Source organism: Nostoc sp., assembly GCF_036917935.1.
Classification (GTDB): Bacteria; Cyanobacteriota; Cyanobacteriia; order Cyanobacteriales; family Nostocaceae; genus Nostoc.
On the sequence record NZ_JBALEL010000039.1, the window covers coordinates 18413 to 35927 of the forward strand.

Genomic DNA, 17515 nt, shown 5'->3' on the forward strand with positions numbered 1-17515 from the left:
GGGAGAAAAACCTGCCAAAATGGCACCAAGTCCTTGGCAATTCCTTTAAAATTTGCTCCTAGATACCGTCACATCTTTACACTTTATCAGCATAGTTACTTAGATACATCTAGAGTAAGTTTTGTGGTAGAGCTTTTTGATGTAGCTGCATCTCCTTTTTTTGTGGCAAAGAAGCATCCCTAGCAAAAAACTGATTGGCCACGAATGTTGTTTGATGTTCAGTAGTCATCCTGAAAGCAGCGAAGAATTTCAGTAATCCTTCGCGGTACGAAGCATGACATTCAACGCTATTACTTTTATTTATCATCACAAAGCTAAAAAAACCGGAGTTTTTCGGCAATTCGTAATTATTTTTTGATTTAATTTTCCGAATTTATGTCTGGAAGCTTTGTTATCACGTTATTTTTGTCACCTACAAATTGTAGATGACTATGGGCGATCGCAAACAAAGGCTACATGAGCGCATCTTATCTAACTGTACTTTTGTGAAGGTTGAAACAGAGCAGCAACGCCAATTTTTAGTGGTCTTTTGATTCAGCTAATTCGACGGCTCATATATTGTCCGTCGAATTCACGTTAAAGTACGTTTAACTCTCTACCCACATAGCTTATTTAAACAAAAATCACCATAACTCATTGAGAATGCTGGAAGTTAATCAGGCAAGAGTAACAAGTCATAGTAATATAAATGTACTAGTATAATTCAAAGCAAAAGAGTCATACCATATCAAAAAAACAGGAGGATGGTTATTGCTTCGAGACTGATATTACCTGAAAGCCACAATTTGATTTACCATCACCGCCAATGCCAGCATACCCAAAATCGTCATTAATCCTGCTGGCATAAACTTGCGTGTTTTTGCAAGTCGAAATGCAAAGAAGACTACTAAAACGGCAGTAACTAACACTGCTAAAATTGAACCCCAGGTTTGCCCTTGGAGTTGAAAGAAAGCGGCAATTACTAGCAATAAACCGCTAATACTACCACTTAGGAGTGAAACTATACTTGTAGCCTGAACGTAGCCAATAATGCCACCAACAATCGCTAATATGCCATAGGCAAAAGCAGCAACTATACTTAAATTCATTGTTAAAACCTATGTAGACTTTGACTTTACTGCCAGGGTCAGCAGACAATTTACCATAGCTATTTAGCTATACCACACAGTTGATTGATGGATAATCAAGCGATGCCAATGGCAAATACTTCCTTATATACAAAGGTTCAATATCTCCAGCGCCAAGCAGCCTCACTTTTACTGTACCAGTCTGTTCTCCAAGGCGAAGTGGGGATGGCATTTCTAGAACTGTTACAAGCTATACGTTACACTGAAGCCGATGCAAGAGGTTGTCTCCAAGCCTACGGCAGTTACTTCCACGCTTTGGCTGCTAAAAATCAAAACTGGGAAGACTATTTAATTACTCAAATTCTCTTCTCTGAGAATCCTTTTACAAGGCTGGCTGGAGTGCGAGAATTTGAAGATTTGTCCCCAGCTTTAGTAGCAGCAGTTCAGCATGATTTACAAATATTGCAAAGTCTCTATGAATGTAGCAGCGCTTCTTTGAGCGAGTGGGTACAAGGCGTTGCTTATATGCCGATTTCACCAGTAGTGTGGTATAAAGAGCAAGAATTGCTAGGAGTAGAGACAAAGTTCCCTACATATTTACAAGAGTTAGATAATTGGGGTGATGCTGTAGAAGAGTTAGCAGCTTATTATCGACAATGTGGCTCTGGTTTATTTGCACAATATCGCGCTTTCCGGTGGCAAGCGGGGCAGTTTATCGGTATCCGGCATTCTGACCCGGTTAAGCTGAGTGCGCTTGTCGGTTACGAGTCTCAAAAAGATGCTTTGCTGAAAAATACAGAGTTTTTATTATCAGGAGAGATGGCACTGCATGTATTACTTTACGGTAGTCGCGGTTCAGGCAAATCTTCTTTGGTGAAATCTTTGTTGAATGAATATAGCAATGCCTCCGGCAAGGGCAAAGCCCAACGCAACCTCCGCTTGTTGGAAGTGGCAAAATCTGATTTAAAAGACTTACCAAAAATTGTGGAACATTTACGGGGTGTGTCACAAAAATTTATTATCTTTGTCGATGACCTTTCATTTGAAGAAGATGATGATGCTTTTAAAGCTCTCAAGGTAGTTTTAGAAGGGAATTTAACTGCGCGGTCTCAAAATGTAGTTGTGTACGCTACTTCCAATCGCCGCCACCTGATTCGGGAGTTTTTTGTGGATAGACCTACCCCCAAGGATAACGAGGAAATTCATGCCTGGGATACGATGCAGGAGAAGCTTTCGTTTAGCGATCGCTTTGGTTTAACCTTGACCTTTGAACCAGCTAATCAAAAAACTTATTTAAAAATTGTACAACATCTAGCCGCCCAAGCTGAAATTAATATTACCCAAGAAGATTTAGAATTTCAAGCATTACAATGGGCAACTCGCCATAATGGTCGTTCTGGACGCACAGCACGGCAATTTGTTGATTTTTTAAAAGCAGACTTAACACTTTTTCATGCAAATAACAATACATCCAACACCTAGCATTAAGTATTTTCCTATGTATATTTTAATTACGAATTACGTTAGCGCAGCGTTAGCGAGTCCGACGCTCGATGACTCGCTAACGCTTCTGTACGAGACGCTGCGCGAACGCTATCGAGCGTTATTAAGAATTACGAATTACGACGATGAGAGCTACTTATTCTGATAATTTAACTACGCTAAAAACCAGCAATATGCAATCAGTAATGATCAGCAATCGATTTATACTAGTGATAGTTGCCTTTAGTGTGAGTTTTGGTCTGAGCCTTGTCCCAAGCTGGGATTTTAATAAAGCCTTTCTCACAGGTATGATTACTGCCGTTACTATCTATGCAGCAGCATTATTCGTAGATAAGCGACGCCGAAATTATGAAATGTTTGTTTTAGGTTCTCTCCGCAAGCGAATTAAAGATATGGAGGGATTGAAGGCTCGTGTTGTCAGAGAAATCAATCAAATTGAAGAACATCATAATTTATTGTATGCTGAATCACAACATCTGCAAAATCAAGTCATAGAAAGCCGTAGCCAAAGAGATAGTCTACATCGAGAATTAAGAACATTTGCCGGACAAAAGAAGCAATTAGAAACCGAAATTATTAGCCTGCAAACTGAAATTAATAATTTGCAGAAAAATCAAACAGAATTGAACAATGCTTTTTCTATCCTCACAGCAGAGAAGCGCCGTCTAGAGTCAAATTGTAATGTATCTCGCGCTGAAATCACGCAATTGCAAAGTCAAATTTACGAACTACAACACGAGAAACAAGAAGTTGAAAGCAATTTAACTCTTTTAGGCAGACTCAAACCCCAATTAGAAGAAAAACTATACGAACTGCGAATTGCAATTCAAGAGCTAGAAGTTGAGACAACCCAAAAAAATCAATTGCTTGTAGCGACAAAAACCGAAAGAGAAAATATCCAAGCTATCCTGAATTATTCACAAACTCAACTAGCAGAACAACAAGCTGAATTACAGCAGTTGCAAGGGCAAACTTCATTATTGCAAGAAGAACGAGACTCATTGCAAAATCAAGTATGGGAATTACTTCAACAAGTAGAAACATTCAATCCACAGCCTTTATCTGAGAATTTTCCAGAAGATGATAGTGAATTGTTTCCTTTTTCGGAAATAATTGAAAATTCAGCAATCGGAGACACTTCGGAAGTTGAGACATCGGAGAATATACCCGAAGAATGGACTAATTTTTTAGAAAATCTCCCAGAATATGAGTTACAAGTATTAAAAGCTATAGTTGAACAAGATAATCCTAATGGTGCGATTAAAAAAATTGCCGAAGCAAACATTACTATGCCAAATTTATTAATCGATTCTATAAATGAACGGGCAAATGATACTATTGGTGAATTAATAATTAATACAGATTCGGAAAGTCCAGAAGTTTATCACGAGCATATAACCCATATCAAAAAAATGATTGAAATGTATGAAGACCTCATGGCTAGACATACTTCGTCAAATTAAACTATTATTGCTGTCGTAAGATTTAGTCGTAAAGTGAATATGTACTTTACCTACTTACTGCGTGCCTCTGCGTTTAGAATAAAGTAAAGTGTAATACATGGCAAAGCTGAAAATCTCGAAAAAAATCTCCACTGCTTTAATCAATTCACTTGGTGCGGGAGTAGTACCAAGAGTGGGAGTTGAATATATAGCAGTAGGTCGAGAAAAAGAACTCAAAAGCCTATTACAAAATCTCGATGATATTGCAGAAGGTGTAGCAGCATTTCGCTTTATAATTGGTAACTACGGTTCCGGGAAAAGTTTTTTATTGCAACTAATTCGTAACCGGGCGATGGAGCAAGGTTTTGTAGTAGCTGATGCTGATTTATCCCCGGAACGTCGATTAGCTGGAAGCAACCATGAAGGTGTAGCTACCTATCGAGAATTAATGAGCCACCTAGCTACAAAAACTCGTCCTGATGGTGGTGCTTTAGTCTCGATTTTAGAGGGATGGATTAATAAAATTCAACAAGAAGTGGTTAAAGAAACTGAAATGCGTCCCAATGACGATGGTTTTGATGACCAAGTTGAATCGAAAATTAGGGAAGTAGTTCAGCATATTGAAGACTTAGTTCACGGTTTTGATTTTGGTAGCGTGATTATCGCTTATTGGCGTGGCTATCGATTGGATGATGATGATTTAAAAAATGCGGCGATGCGCTGGTTGCGTGGAGAATTTACTACTAAAGTTGAGGCGAAAGCAGCTTTAGGAGTGCGCGTCATTATTGATGATGATAGTTGGTATGACTACATCAAACTGTTTGGTAAATTTGTCGCTGAAATTGGCTATAAAGGACTGTTAATTATACTTGATGAGGCCGTACATTTATATCAAATATCTACTACGGTTACGCGGGAAAAGAATTATAACCGACTCCTCGCAATGTTTAACGACACCATGCAGTGCAAAGCTGAACATCTTGGCATTGTCGTTGGTGGAACAACCAAATTTTTAGAAGACCCCAAACGGGGACTTTTTGCAGACCAAGCTTGGCAAAGACGTACAAAAGAAAGTCGTTTTGTTGCACAAGCTAATGTTCAGGAATATTTGGGGCCAGTGATTCGGCTAAATCCGTTGAGTGAAGCAGAAATTTTGACGCTTTTGCAACGTTTAGCTGAGATTCATGCACTCAATTTTGGGTATGAACAGACTTTGACAAATCGTGAGTTGAAGGAGTTTGTGCGAGAAATTATTAATCGCTTGGGTGCAGAAGCATTACTGACACCAGGGGAAATTGTGCGAGATTTTATGAGTGTGCTGAATATTCTTCACCAAAATCCAGGAATTGCGTTTGCTGAATTAATTCATGGCTCTAAATTTAAACCTACTGCTATGGGTGAGGATGCAGATGTGGATGAAGATGGCGCAGCAGAATTTAGTTTGTGATTAATAATCAAGACACTGAGCCAAAATAATATAGCGTTTCCTAACCAGATGAGGTACATCATAGCCCCCTCATCGCTTGCGGGGAGGGGGTTGGGGGTGGGGTTCTTGTACCTCACTGAACCGAGAACCGCTATAAGCAGATTGAAAAACCTTCTTTAGAATATTATTTAAATCTTCAGTTTTCTGTAACACTTTGCAAAGTTGGTAAGCTCTTCCACATTTAACTTGAGAGGGTTAACACGATTAAAGTCTGGCAGATGGTACTTTGCTGAGAACTCTGGCGACTCATATCCTCATCTGTATGATGCCATTTCAAATAGTAATGAGTAAACATCTGGCAAAAGTCGAAATCTTTCATCAAATTTATCTGTTTTCAGGATTGGTTAAAATAGCTTTTGGTTGATTAGCATTAAATAGAGAAGCAGACAACAGAATAATCGGTTTGTTCGTTTGGTTTTCTCCATAATGAACCATTCCGGCAGATTCAACTAAAGAATCTCCCACTGTAAGCTGTATAGTTTTCCCTTTTTGAAGAATCAATTCTGTGCCGTTAGCTTTCGTTACTTTAGCTTCTCCTTCCACAACAGTATAAGTTAAAGTTCCCGCCTCTACTCGTTCAATCTGCATTCCCGGATGAGTATGAGTAGGGAGTTTTGCTCTTGCTGCGATGGTATAGCGTACAAGCTCAAGAATCTGCTTTTTATCTTGAGTAGGATAACCACTCGCTAAAACTTCACGGGTAACAGATTGAGTGTAAGTATTGGGTGAGGACGTTTCTTGGCTGTTAACAACTACACTGCTAAAAGCTAGGATAGCTAAGGGGAGAAGCAGAGACAGTTTTCTCATATTAAAAGTTTTTTGTTTGGGCAATACCTTCAATCAAATCATTTTGTGTTTATTTTGTCTAATTATTTAACTTCCTAGTGCTATTCAGATAGTTTTTTGAGTACATTTTGAACCTCATCTGCCCTTTCTGGATTAAGTTCAATGTAGCTTTCAGCCGCTATTTTGAGATATTTTTTGAATATGTCTTCAGAAACTATTTTATCTTCATCAAGAAAGCTAAAGCGAACTCCATCAAACATATCATCCTCATCTTCGCAAGGAAATGCACACATATTATATTCATTGCCATAACCAGTACCTTTAGGAAGAGTATTGATTGCATAAGGAAAAGAGATACCCCCTATTGCATTAAAGTAATACTTCACTATCCAAAGTGGATCGGTTGTATAGTCTACGCCGTCAAATAATTCTTTGAGCATAAAAAATAAGATGCGTTTTCCCTGAAGATTAAACTGACTACAAACTTAACGCCTCAAATTGCTGCCAACAAAGGTACAATGCACGCGGTACGTGAAAACATCCTTTCCATTTGCCACCTTTGAGGTTCAACAATACTTCTCCACGCCGATTCAGATAGCCAAACCACTCACCGTATTCTGAATCAGCAAAATGTGACCAGGCGTAATCGTGCATCTTTTGATACCAGTCCCAACAAATCTCACGCCCGGTCAAGCGATAGCCCATCGCTAATGCAACCAAAGACTCTAGGTGAACCCACCACAGCTTTTGATCCCATTCCAATTGTTGTGGGGGATGACCATCTGCATCCATAAAGTAATACAATCCGCCATACTCGCTATCCCAAGCAAAATTCAGGATATTTAGCACCACATCAACGGCTTGGTTAATAGTTTTAGTATCGTTTTGGCGACGGGCGATGTCCATGATGAACCACATAGCTTCGATTCCGTGACCTGGGTTAATCAGCCGTCCCTCAAAACAATCTATGTGGGAACCGTCAGGGGCAACGTTTTCGTACATTAGTCCCCGTTCTGGGTCGAGAAAATCGGTCATCACTTCGCGGACTGTCTCAGCTAAAACATTCTCTAGTGTTTCTTTTGGCAGCAACCATTCCATTTCTAGAGTCAGGTTGGCTAAAATCATCGGTACAGCCAATGATTTCATCGGGCGTGTGCCGGGATAGGTTTTATTATATTTGCCCTTTGGGTTGTCTTTGCGGCGTAATACGTTGTTATAAGCTTGCATTGCCACATCTTTTGCCCATTCTTCGCCGCCAGCGAGTGCATATTGACTAAATGCCATCGCCGCAAAACAATCAGAAAAGATGTTGTAAGGCTGAACCAGTGGTTTACCTTCACGGGTGAGGGCAAAGTACCAGTTACCATCGCTATCTCTGCCGTGTTGGGCAAGAAAATTAGCGCCATTGCTAGCAATTTTTAGCCAGTTTTCGCGTTTTTCTAGCTGGTTGTAAAGCATGGAAAAAGTCCACACCTGACGGTTTTGCAGCCAGATGAATTTGTCTGTATCATAAATTTTGCCGTAGCGATCGAGACAGGTGAAATAGCCGCCTTGCTGCCAATCGAGGGAGTATTTTTCCCAAAATGGGAGTACATCGTTGAGGAGGGCGTTTTTGTAAAGTTCAGCGTAGGCGTAGCCCGCCTTCGGCATCGCTTGAAAGTCCTTCTCCATAAATTTCCTCCCCTTTTGTGCTGGAACCAACAGCTTAACAGTTATCATATTTTGGCTTGAGCATGGAGCGTAGGCGTAGCCCGTCGTAGACATCGCGTCAGTCTTTTACAAGATTTAGTCAGCAGCAGGTATACTTCTATCTTGTATCTTGCACCATTCTCAATAACCGCAGGGTAGTTTTTTAGATATGAGGTTGTTATGAGTCAGATTGAACGAGTTGCGATCGTTGGAGGAAACCACGGTAATGAGTTAACAGGAGTACATCTAGTTAAAAAGTTTCAGAAGTTTCCTAATTTAATCAACAGAGCAAGTTTTGAAACTCTGGCATTACTTGGCAATCTCAAAGCTATTGAAGAAGGCAAACGATACATTGAAAAAGATTTAAATCGTTGCTTCACTAATGAAGGCTTACAAAATCCCCAACTCTCAAGTTACGAAGATACGCGGGCAAAAGCAATTCACCAAATATTGCAACCGCAAAATCAGCCATTTGTCGATGTAATTGTTGATTTGCACAGCACAACTGCAAACATGGGGTTAACTCTGATTTTTTGTGATATGCATCCTTTATTACTTCGGTTAGGTGCTTATTTAAGTTCTATTAATCCTTTGGTGAAAGTCTGTGTTAATCAGGAATCTAAAGAAAATGGTTTTCTCCGTTCTCTGTGCGAATTGGGTTTTGTTATAGAAGTTGGTGCTGTGGCTCAGAATGTTTTAAACGCCGAATTATTTCAGGAAACAGAGCAGCTTATTTATGCAGTTTTAGATTATTTTGAAGGGTGCAACCAAGGTAATATTCCGCAGATAAACAGCACGCTTACACTCTATCAATACATTGGGACTATCGATTATCCTAGAAGCGATAGCGGGGAGATTCAAGCCATGATTCATCCCCAGCTTCAGTTTAGAGATTATCAACCTCTGAATCCCGGTGATCCAATGTTTCTGACTTTTGAAGGAAAAGATATTTTCTATGAGGGAGCGTCTACTGTTTATCCTATTTTTATTAATGAAGCAGCTTACTACGAGAAAGGAATTGCGATGTATTTAACTCAAAAGCACCAAGAGGTAGTTTAATTTATTCGCCCTTGTAACCAAGATTGCAAATCAGTCAAGGTAGTAAAATCAAGCAGCGCATCGCTCAAATCTGCGAGAACAGACAAAGATAAACCAGAAATTGAGGAGCGCATTTCCTCAGACAATTCTCCAAGCCGCTTAGTCAATAGTCGGGAAATAGCATTAGCCATCACTTCTCGTCCTTCTTCTCGTCCTTCTGCCTTGATTTCTCGGTAAACTCGCGTTTGCTGTAGTGTTATTCCTAGCATAGACTCTACCTCCGCTTGGCTCAATTGTTCAAATCTGTACATCATTATCGTCGTCAGTATCTCTATTATGACGCGACGCTCTGCTAATGATACTTCTTGCCGAGTTCTTGTTAACAAATACCTTGCTTCTTCAGGTGCTTGTTCTGACTCTACCGTAGTTAGTACCATCAGTGCTACCCATAAAGGTAATTGGCGAATATCCCCCAATTCATCCAAATATATCCGATGCACTTGGTTACTATTGAGAAATCCCCGATGAGGGTAAATGTTACTTTGTTCGGTATTGCGAGATGGATAAATTATAACTGCTTGCCAGTCGTTAAATCTGGCGCGGTTGCGGTAGAAATATAGTGAAGATTCAGCAAATACTCTTTCATAAAGCTGTTCATCCTTCTGAAACTGTACCTCACAGAAATATACAACTCCAGGAGTCTCGCTTTCTGGTGGTAAAAATACCCCGTCAATTTCAAATTTGGGTTCCTTGACAGCTACCGAATCAAATCGATAAGCATCTGCATTTGTCGGCGGATTTGTCAAGAGTTCAAACAAAAGAGTGGGGGATTGTTGAAACAGTTTGTAAAAAATTGAGTCTCGACGCATGGAGCATTTTATTTATTTCTTAAATATGCGATACATTTAATCACATATTCTTCTACATATAGCAATCCTGAATCAAAGGCGCAGAAACAAGATCCCCGACTTCTCAAAGAAGTCGGGGATCTGCGGCTTGCTTAGTAATTGCTGTAAATACTCAACTTGCCAGCCGATACACAATCACTTTTCCTTTCCAATTTTCTTCCACAAATACCAGATACTCACCATTTGAACGTCGAAAAGCGCGGATACCATAAGGTATATCAATCCAGCCACTTTCGCTTCCAACTTCTGGTCCTGGTTTTAACTGTTGTACTTTCACTCCCGTCTTTGCATTGTAGACATTTACCTCTGCGGTTTTAACTGTCACGGCGAATACATAATCTTTTGCCACACTTATCGCAGCTGTAGAGACTTCACGTTTGCCGGTGCTGTCATAGGGAATCACAACCCGCCACTTGGGAGTACGATTACCTTGACTCCAATTGTCAAAACGGGCAATCTCAGATCCAGCAACTCCTGTATCGTCGCCGAAGGCAGGGTGATCGACTGTGAAGCCTGACAAATACATGGTATCTGTTTGGGGGAAATATTCGAGCCGCCGCAAGTCGTTAAATATTTTGGGAGTCGTTTGCTTTTCCATCGAACTATAGCTGTAGATGGGGTTGCCTTTGCCATCTATTCCCTGTAAAGGATAGTGTCGGATAGCAGTACCATCTTGGGTTCGCAAAGCTTTCCAAACATCTCCTTTGCTGTCTACCCACCAGCCGCCGAGATAGGGATAATCTTTACTGCAATCATATTCGTTCTTTTCAAATGTGCCATTACCGTTGCGATCGCGCCAGATCCATTCCGCTTGTTCTGGTTGATGCGGTGGCCAATTTCCCGCTATTGATTTTTTATCGCCATTAGTACCGACAAACATTCCGGCGGGGATGGCAACTTGGCCATCTGTGGCTGGATTGAAACGGTATATTTGCAGAAAGCTGCTATACATATCTGTGAGGAACAAAAACGGCTTCCCTTGGATGCGGCGAACAAAGGTTCCATCTGGGGATGTATGCAAACGTGGATCTTGAGGATATTTGAAAGCATTTAAAGTGTAGCCTTTGTAAGTCCATTGCTTACCAGCAGACTTACTGTAATCCATCAGATAGTGTTCTTGTTTGGTGAATAAATCTACACCATCAGTTTTAGGATCGGCATCTGCATTATCGACGAATATCAATCCTAGCGATCGCCACAGCAGTTTTCCCGATGGCGAAAATTTCCGCAAATCTGTTCCTGATTTGTTGAAACCATTACTATTTATATAGATATTACCTGAAGCATCTGTACCAACTCCGGTAAGTCCGTAAAGTTTCAAATCTCGAACTTCACCAGGAACTCCTGCATAGATACCGCCCTTGCGGCCAAAACTACCTACCTGCACCGGCTGATCTTTGATGTCATAAATCAACATTTGCTGACGTGGGCCATTTTCTGCCACTAATAGCTTACCTTGATGATCAATTGCGATCGCTGTTGGTTCAACGATATCTGCAATCTGTTGGGGCAATTGCTTTCCACTCTGGGAATAATGTAAAATCTTGGCAGGATTACCACCATTTTTACTTTGAATAATCCAGAGATTTTTTTGTGGATCAATAGTTATTGCTCCCGGATTAGCAACGGTAAAGCTGCGGAGTTCCTTCATCGTATCAGTATTATAGACACGAATGTGGTTAGTAGCAGAATCACTCACATAGAACTCGCTTTCTACAGTTGCTAATCCAGTGATTTCACTTTTAGTACTGGCAATCAACATACTTTTATCCCAGCCACGCCCATTCGGAAACGGTGCAGGTTTTCCCGATAAGTCATAGCGTCTAACGCAGTGCCAAGTTGTTCCTTCCGGTGGGTAATCTTCTTTTGTTTTGCCCCTCGAACCCTGAGTCATGGCAATGTAAACATATTTACTATTTGCTGTTACAGCTTTGCCACCGCCACGACTCCAGCCGTGAGTATCTCCAAGGGCACTAATAACTTTGCCATCCTGATATATTCCAGCCTCTATTCCCGCCTCATCCCAATGGCTATTGGTATAAACTGTGCCATCAGGGGCAACATACATTGCCTCAATATTGTTTTGTACTGGCAGCTTTCCACTGCCAATAGTATTACCTATCCACGATGTTTTGTAGGTAAGCGTAGATGTTTCAGTATTTTTTTGTACCAGCAGATTTGCACTGCCAATAGAATTACTTATCGACGATGTTTTGGATGTAAGCGTGGGTGTTTGTGTTGTTGCCCAGTCTGTTGTAATTCCAATGCTAGTAACAATGACTCCAACAGTCAGACTGAGTAAAAAGTTGAAAGTTTTACTTCTTTGTAAATATCTAGGCTGAGATAATTTATTGATGTGCTGATTGAGCTGATGACGGAGTTTTCCTAACTGCGTCAGTAATTTATTTCTCATATATTTTTTAAGCTTTTAATTATTTATATACAATCATTTTTTATAAAATCCGCAAAAAATATAACTATTTTTAACTGGGTAAAATACAAGTTTTGTGTAAGGATTAAATTTAATGGTATACAAATAACAAAGGAACAAGATTAAAAAAATACTATTTACATAAACTTTATCAAAAGAACATAGTTAGCTAATATTTAAAAAAATATTATTCAATGTATGAATAGTTACTAGCCTTCCAGAAAATCTAGTCAAAATTAAGACACATTCCTTTGGTACTTATTGATTTATAGTAGTTCATCCTTCTCACTGTCTAGCATTCACGTCTTTGATTGGTAAGTATCATATTTGTCCTAGTCGGTGTAACCTGGTTAATAAAAACACAGATTATAATTCCTTGTTGACGTGGACATATAAATAGTTTATAAATTGGTATTCTCCCAAAAAAAATCTTATTTTTAATGTGTATTCGTAAATTTTAGTAATTTAGGTTGGAATACAACACGTAGTAGGGGCAATTTATTAATTGCCCCTACTGTTTTAATACATTTATCGGAGACACATCGATGGAAGGTAATAAAGAAAGAAGTTTTGGTTCAGCATCAGCATCTATTCTCACCCTTGGATTAGGGTGGTTTCCCAAAAGTCCCGGAGGATTAGAAAGGTATATTTATGAACTAACTCATAAATTAGCAGCAAATCAAGACCAAATTGAATTATGCGGAGTCGGTTTACCAGAGGCGGAACTAAATTCACCAATTAAGCTGACTAACTTGGCTTCTCCCGATAGCGCTATTTGGCAAAGATTATGGTCGATTCGCACGAATTTCCAGAAAACAAGAACCAGCAAACCAGATGCTATTAATTTGCACTTTGCATTATACAGCTTTCCTATTTTAGATATTTTGCCAAAGGGAGTACCAGTTACTTTTAACTTTCATGGCCCTTGGGCTTCTGAGAGTCAGCAAGAGGTAGTTAATAAAAACCTCAGTCTTTTGATCAAGCACTGGCTAATAGAACAAAACACTTATAATCGCTGCGATCGCTTCATTGTTTTGAGCAAAGCATTTGGTAAAATTTTACATGATAAATATCAAGTCCCGTGGAGCAAAATTAATGTTATTCCTGGTGGAGTTGATATTAACTGGTTTCAGTCAAATTTATCACCCCAGGAGGCTTGTACAAAGCTAGGCTGGCCAAATAATCGCCGTATCCTATTTACATCACGCCGCTTAGTACATCGAACGGGAGTTGACAAACTATTGCAAGCTCTGGCTATAATTAAGCCCAGAATACCAGATGTTTGGCTTGCGATCGCAGGTCGTGGTCACATCCAAGCTGCACTACAACAACAGGCTACAGAGTTAGGACTAGACGACAACGTTAAATTTTTAGGTTTTCTACCTGATGAGCAATTACCTATAGCTTACCAAGCTGCTGAATTGACTATCATGCCTAGTCAATCTTTTGAAGGATTTGGATTAGTAATAATCGAGTCTCTAGCCTGTGGTACTCCTGTTTTATGTACTCCAGTTGGGGGAATGCCAGAAATTTTATCAGAATTTTCACCAGATTTAATTACTACTTCAACAGATGCCTCAGCTATTGCTGAAAAATTAGAGCAAATACTTTTGGGAAATATCCCCATACCTTCACGATCAGCCTGTCGCCAGTATGCTACTACACACTATGATTGGAATCAAATTGCCCAGCAAGTACGGAATATTCTATTAAATTAAAGAAGTAAAGAGGTTTGATGAAAATTCTTTTTCTAGACCAAAGTGGTAAACCAGGCGGTGCCGAATTATGTTTAATAGATATTGCTAAACCTTATGGCGATCGCGCTTTGGTAGGTTTATTTGCAGATGGCTCATTTAAACATTTACTAGAGCAAAATCATATCCCGGTAGAGGTTCTCGCAACTCAAGCAATCCAAGTTCGCAAAGAAAGCAGTTTGCTACAAGGATTCAAGAGTTTAGGACAACTTGCACCTCTGATTACTAAGGTAGTTCAAAAAGCGCGTGAATACGATTTAATCTATGCCAATACCCAAAAAGCATTAGTTGTCGGAGCATTGGCAAGTTTTTTCAGTCGTCGCCCTTTAGTTTATCATTTACACGATATTCTTTCCAAAGAACATTTTAGCCAAACTAATCTTCGCATCGCTGTTAACTTGGCTAATCGTTTTGCATCATTAGTAATTGCTAATTCTCAAGCTAGTCAAACAGCCTTTGTGCAAGCAGGAGGACGCCCAGACATCATTGAGGTTGTTTATAATGGCTTTAATCCAAAAATTTATCAAACTGATGAGTTTGACATTAAGCAATTACAACAACAGTTAGGATTATCAGGAAAATTTGTAATCGGACACTTTAGCCGTCTTGCACCTTGGAAAGGGCAGCATATTTTAATTGATGCCCTTGCCAAATGTCCGCAAGAAGTGACAGCAATTTTAGTGGGTGATGCACTGTTTGGCGAACAAGATTACGTCCAAAAGTTACACCAACAAGTTGCCCAACTGGGACTAGAAAACCGCGTCAAATTTTTAGGATTTCGTTCTGATATTCCCCAGTTAATGGCAGCTTGCAACTTGGTGGCACATACCTCTACTTCCCCAGAACCCTTTGGTAGAGTGATTGTAGAGGCGATGCTATGCGGAAAACCTGTAGTTGCAGCCAAAGCCGGGGGTGTAATGGAATTAGTAGAACATGGACTTAATGGTTTTTTAGTGACACCAGGAGAACCCCAGGAACTTGCACAAGTAATTATCACTTGTCTTCAGGAGACGGAAATAACTGCAACTATAGCCAAGAATGCCAGGATTATTGCTAGTGAGCATTTTGATATCGCAATTATTAATCAGCAAATTGCCCAACTGCTGTCTCATATCACGTCCGCTTAAATAGACATATAGCGGTTTTAAATTGCGTGGAGTACAGACAATTCGTAGGGGCGCACAGCTTGTAATTGTGTGCCCCTATTAGGTTTCAAAGCCTCTCCACCCGTGGGGGATAAGTTTCCAGCCAATGGAATTTCAAAACTTTGCGTTTCCCTGGGAATGAGTATACCAAGTTGGTTAAGTTAGCAATAATGTATGTCATATAAATAATGTTATTAACAAGATTGACTTAAAAAATTATATATCATATCATTTTTGTGACTGATGCAGCAAAAATACATTTAACTACCTAGACTTGGTAGATAAAAAGATTTTGCAGAACATAGCTATGTGTGATGAAAACACATAGCAGTACACAAGTGGAATCAAAGCAGATAAAGAACACTAATTTTATGACCTCAACCACAACTTACACTTATGATGTCGATGGCAAAGTGATATCTGAGAGGACAGACAACAACAGTGATGGAATAACAGACTCAGTTATTACCTACCGCTATGGCCTGACATCCAATAGCTATGACTACAACGGCGACGGCAAAGTTGATTCTGTCAACACCTATACTTATGATGCCAAGGGCAACCTGACATCCTATAGCTATGACTACAAAGGCGACGGCAAAGTTGATTCTGTCGATACCTATAATTATGATGCCAAGGGCAAGTTGACATCCTATAGCGCTGACTACAACGGCGACGGCAAAGTTGATTCTGTCAACACCTATACTTATGATGCCAAGGGCAACCAGACATCCAATAGCTATGACAACAACGGCGACGGCAAAGTTGATTCTGTCGAAACTTTTATTTATGATGCCAAGGGCAACCTGACATCCAATAGCTATGACAACAACGGCGACGGCAAAGTTGATTTTGTCATAACCTCTACTTATGATGCCAAGGGCAAGTTGACATCCTATAGCGATGACGACAACGGCGACGGCAAAGTTGATTTTGTCGGAACCTATACTTATGATGCCAAGGGCAACCAGACATCCTATAGCGCTGACAACAACGGCGACGGCAAAGTTGATTCTGTCGATACCTATAATTATGATGCCAAGGGCAACCAGACATCCTATAGCGCTGACAACAACGGCGACGGCAAAGTTGATTCTGTCCAAACCTATACTTATGATGCCAAGGGCAACCAGACATCTGATAGCCGTGACAACAACGGCGACGGCAAAGTTGATTCTGTCGGAACCTTTACTTATGATGCCAAGGGCAAACTGACATCCAATAGCTATGACTACAACGGCGACGGCAAAGTTGATTCTGTCGAAACTTTTATTTATGATGCCAAGGGCAACCTGACATCCGATAACTATGACAACAACGGCGACGGCAAAGTTGATTTTGTCAACACCTCTATTTATGGACGCGCATCCGCCAGCTATGACTTCAACAATGATGGTGTAATTGATGCAGTTGGCATCTACAGATACGATTTTAGCGGCAAGCTGACATCGCAAAAAATTGACAATAATCGTGATGGCATCTTTGATGAAGTCACCGCTTACAGTTACGACGCTAACGGCAAACTCGCTGCACAGGTAGCTGACAAAAATAATGATGGCATTGCTAATGAGATTACCACTTTCAACTACGATCGCAACGGCAAACTAATTTCCGCAGATATTGACAACAACAGTGATGGTATTACTGATGCAGTTGCCACTTATCTGTATGATACCAATGGTCAATTAAACAGCAAAACCACCACAGAGGGAAATGTGCCAAACCAAACCTTAAACGGTGGCAATGGTGCAGATAAACTCAGTGGTGGGGCTGGTAATGATCAAATTTCCGGCAAAAACGGCAACGATAAACTCTTTGGATTAGCCGGAAATGACAAACTAATTGGTGGTAATGGTTGTGATATCCTCAATGGTGGCGCTGGACGTGATACCCTCACAGGCGGTTGTAGCGCTGATAAATTTGTGTTCAACAGTCTGAGTGATTCCCTGCTGTCTAGCTTTGATAAAATAACTGACTTGAACATTTGTCAAGATAAAATTGATGGGCTGTATGCAGTTAGCGCGGCTAATTTAGTTCAACTTGGCAAAGTTGCAAGTCTAAATCTCTCAGATGTACAACAGATATTGACTGCAACTGCTTTTGTAGCTAAAGGTGCGGCAACTTTTACCCTTGGTACAGGCAATCATCAGCAGACTTTTCTGGCACTCAACGATAACACTAATGGATTCTCTGCCCTCACGGATGCCGTGATTGAGATTAGTGGCTACAAGGGTAACTTAGCCTCCTTAGCAGTTGTATAATCAGA

The 17515-nt window shown here is 40.2% G+C and carries 13 protein-coding genes; 7 read left to right on the forward strand and 6 right to left on the reverse strand.

The features are described from left to right. Positions 1-767: 767 nt before the first annotated feature. Positions 768-1088, reverse strand: coding sequence for a TMEM14 family protein (locus V7K62_RS17445; protein ID WP_334866097.1), 321 nt, complete (start codon positions 1086-1088; stop codon positions 768-770). An 87-nt stretch (positions 1089-1175) separates the two neighbouring features. On the opposite strand from V7K62_RS17445, the gene V7K62_RS17450 reads away from it, so the two are divergent. From V7K62_RS17450 to V7K62_RS17460, 3 genes are all read left to right on the forward strand, one after another. Continuing rightward, on the forward strand, positions 1176-2549 hold the full coding sequence (locus V7K62_RS17450; protein WP_334866099.1) for an ATP-binding protein: 1374 nt from the start codon (positions 1176-1178) through the stop codon (positions 2547-2549). 146 nt (positions 2550-2695) lie between these two features. Beyond that, positions 2696-4033: a tellurite resistance TerB C-terminal domain-containing protein gene (locus tag V7K62_RS17455; RefSeq protein WP_334866101.1), complete on the forward strand. Its 1338-nt coding sequence runs from the start codon at positions 2696-2698 to the stop codon at positions 4031-4033. A 97-nt stretch (positions 4034-4130) separates the two neighbouring features. Then, complete coding sequence (locus V7K62_RS17460; RefSeq protein ID WP_334866103.1) at positions 4131-5459, forward strand: ATP-binding protein; 1329 nt, start codon at positions 4131-4133, stop codon at positions 5457-5459. A gap of 363 nt (positions 5460-5822) precedes the next feature. Here V7K62_RS17460 and V7K62_RS17465 read toward each other — a convergent pair whose 3' ends face one another. The 3 genes from V7K62_RS17465 to V7K62_RS17475 form a co-directional block, all read right to left on the reverse strand. Further along, entirely contained in the window at positions 5823-6305 is a 483-nt protein-coding gene (locus tag V7K62_RS17465) for a cupin domain-containing protein (RefSeq protein WP_334866105.1), read from the reverse strand. Positions 6306-6385: 80 nt separating this feature from the next. Further along, positions 6386-6724, reverse strand: coding sequence for a ribonuclease toxin immunity protein CdiI (gene cdiI, locus V7K62_RS17470; protein WP_334866107.1), 339 nt, complete (start codon positions 6722-6724; stop codon positions 6386-6388). A 37-nt stretch (positions 6725-6761) separates the two neighbouring features. Next, positions 6762-7955, reverse strand: a complete 1194-nt coding sequence (locus V7K62_RS17475) for an AGE family epimerase/isomerase (RefSeq protein ID WP_334866109.1) — start codon at positions 7953-7955, stop codon at positions 6762-6764. A 198-nt stretch (positions 7956-8153) separates the two neighbouring features. Here V7K62_RS17475 and V7K62_RS17480 point away from each other — a divergent pair, with 198 nt between their 5' ends. Further along, positions 8154-9032 carry an aspartoacylase gene (locus tag V7K62_RS17480; RefSeq protein WP_334866111.1) on the forward strand — a complete coding sequence of 293 codons (879 nt, stop codon included), beginning with the start codon at positions 8154-8156 and terminating at the stop codon, positions 9030-9032. Here the strand turns inward: V7K62_RS17480 and V7K62_RS17485 are convergent. Beyond that, positions 9029-9880 (reverse strand): Rpn family recombination-promoting nuclease/putative transposase, encoded by an 852-nt coding sequence (locus tag V7K62_RS17485; RefSeq protein ID WP_334866113.1) that lies wholly within the window; start codon positions 9878-9880, stop codon positions 9029-9031. The two genes, V7K62_RS17480 and V7K62_RS17485, sit on opposite strands and share 4 nt — an antisense overlap. A 151-nt stretch (positions 9881-10031) precedes the next feature. Further along, complete coding sequence (locus V7K62_RS17490) at positions 10032-12332, reverse strand: hypothetical protein (protein ID WP_334866115.1); 2301 nt, start codon at positions 12330-12332, stop codon at positions 10032-10034. 563 nt (positions 12333-12895) lie between these two features. Here V7K62_RS17490 and V7K62_RS17495 point away from each other — a divergent pair. The 3 genes from V7K62_RS17495 (at position 12896) to V7K62_RS17505 (ending at position 17510) form a co-directional block, all read left to right on the forward strand. After that, positions 12896-14068, forward strand: a complete 1173-nt coding sequence (locus V7K62_RS17495; protein WP_334866117.1) for a glycosyltransferase family 4 protein — start codon at positions 12896-12898, stop codon at positions 14066-14068. Between the two features lie 17 nt (positions 14069-14085). Next, the gene (locus V7K62_RS17500; RefSeq protein WP_334866119.1) at positions 14086-15231 is read left to right on the forward strand and encodes a glycosyltransferase family 4 protein; all 1146 of its coding nucleotides are present in this window, start codon (positions 14086-14088) and stop codon (positions 15229-15231) included. Between the two features lie 389 nt (positions 15232-15620). Beyond that, positions 15621-17510, forward strand: a complete 1890-nt coding sequence (locus V7K62_RS17505) for a bluetail domain-containing putative surface protein (protein ID WP_334866121.1) — start codon at positions 15621-15623, stop codon at positions 17508-17510. Positions 17511-17515 lie beyond the last annotated feature (5 nt).

Excerpts from the sequence above, each read along its gene's own strand:
- V7K62_RS17455 (WP_334866101.1), top strand. The coding sequence starts at position 2,696 with ATGAGAGCTACTTATTCTGATAATTTAACTACGCTAAAAACCAGCAAT.
- V7K62_RS17445 (WP_334866097.1), bottom strand. The coding sequence starts at position 1,088 with ATGAATTTAAGTATAGTTGCTGCTTTTGCCTATGGCATATTAGCGATT.
- V7K62_RS17465 (WP_334866105.1), bottom strand. The coding sequence starts at position 6,305 with ATGAGAAAACTGTCTCTGCTTCTCCCCTTAGCTATCCTAGCTTTTAGC.
- V7K62_RS17460 (WP_334866103.1), top strand. The coding sequence starts at position 4,131 with ATGGCAAAGCTGAAAATCTCGAAAAAAATCTCCACTGCTTTAATCAAT.
- V7K62_RS17485 (WP_334866113.1), bottom strand. The coding sequence starts at position 9,880 with ATGCGTCGAGACTCAATTTTTTACAAACTGTTTCAACAATCCCCCACT.
- V7K62_RS17480 (WP_334866111.1), top strand. The coding sequence starts at position 8,154 with ATGAGTCAGATTGAACGAGTTGCGATCGTTGGAGGAAACCACGGTAAT.
- V7K62_RS17490 (WP_334866115.1), bottom strand. The coding sequence starts at position 12,332 with ATGAGAAATAAATTACTGACGCAGTTAGGAAAACTCCGTCATCAGCTC.
- V7K62_RS17500 (WP_334866119.1), top strand. The coding sequence starts at position 14,086 with ATGAAAATTCTTTTTCTAGACCAAAGTGGTAAACCAGGCGGTGCCGAA.
- V7K62_RS17450 (WP_334866099.1), top strand. The coding sequence starts at position 1,176 with ATGGATAATCAAGCGATGCCAATGGCAAATACTTCCTTATATACAAAG.
- V7K62_RS17505 (WP_334866121.1), top strand. The coding sequence starts at position 15,621 with ATGACCTCAACCACAACTTACACTTATGATGTCGATGGCAAAGTGATA.
- V7K62_RS17475 (WP_334866109.1), bottom strand. The coding sequence starts at position 7,955 with ATGGAGAAGGACTTTCAAGCGATGCCGAAGGCGGGCTACGCCTACGCT.
- V7K62_RS17495 (WP_334866117.1), top strand. The coding sequence starts at position 12,896 with ATGGAAGGTAATAAAGAAAGAAGTTTTGGTTCAGCATCAGCATCTATT.
- cdiI (WP_334866107.1), bottom strand. The coding sequence starts at position 6,724 with ATGCTCAAAGAATTATTTGACGGCGTAGACTATACAACCGATCCACTT.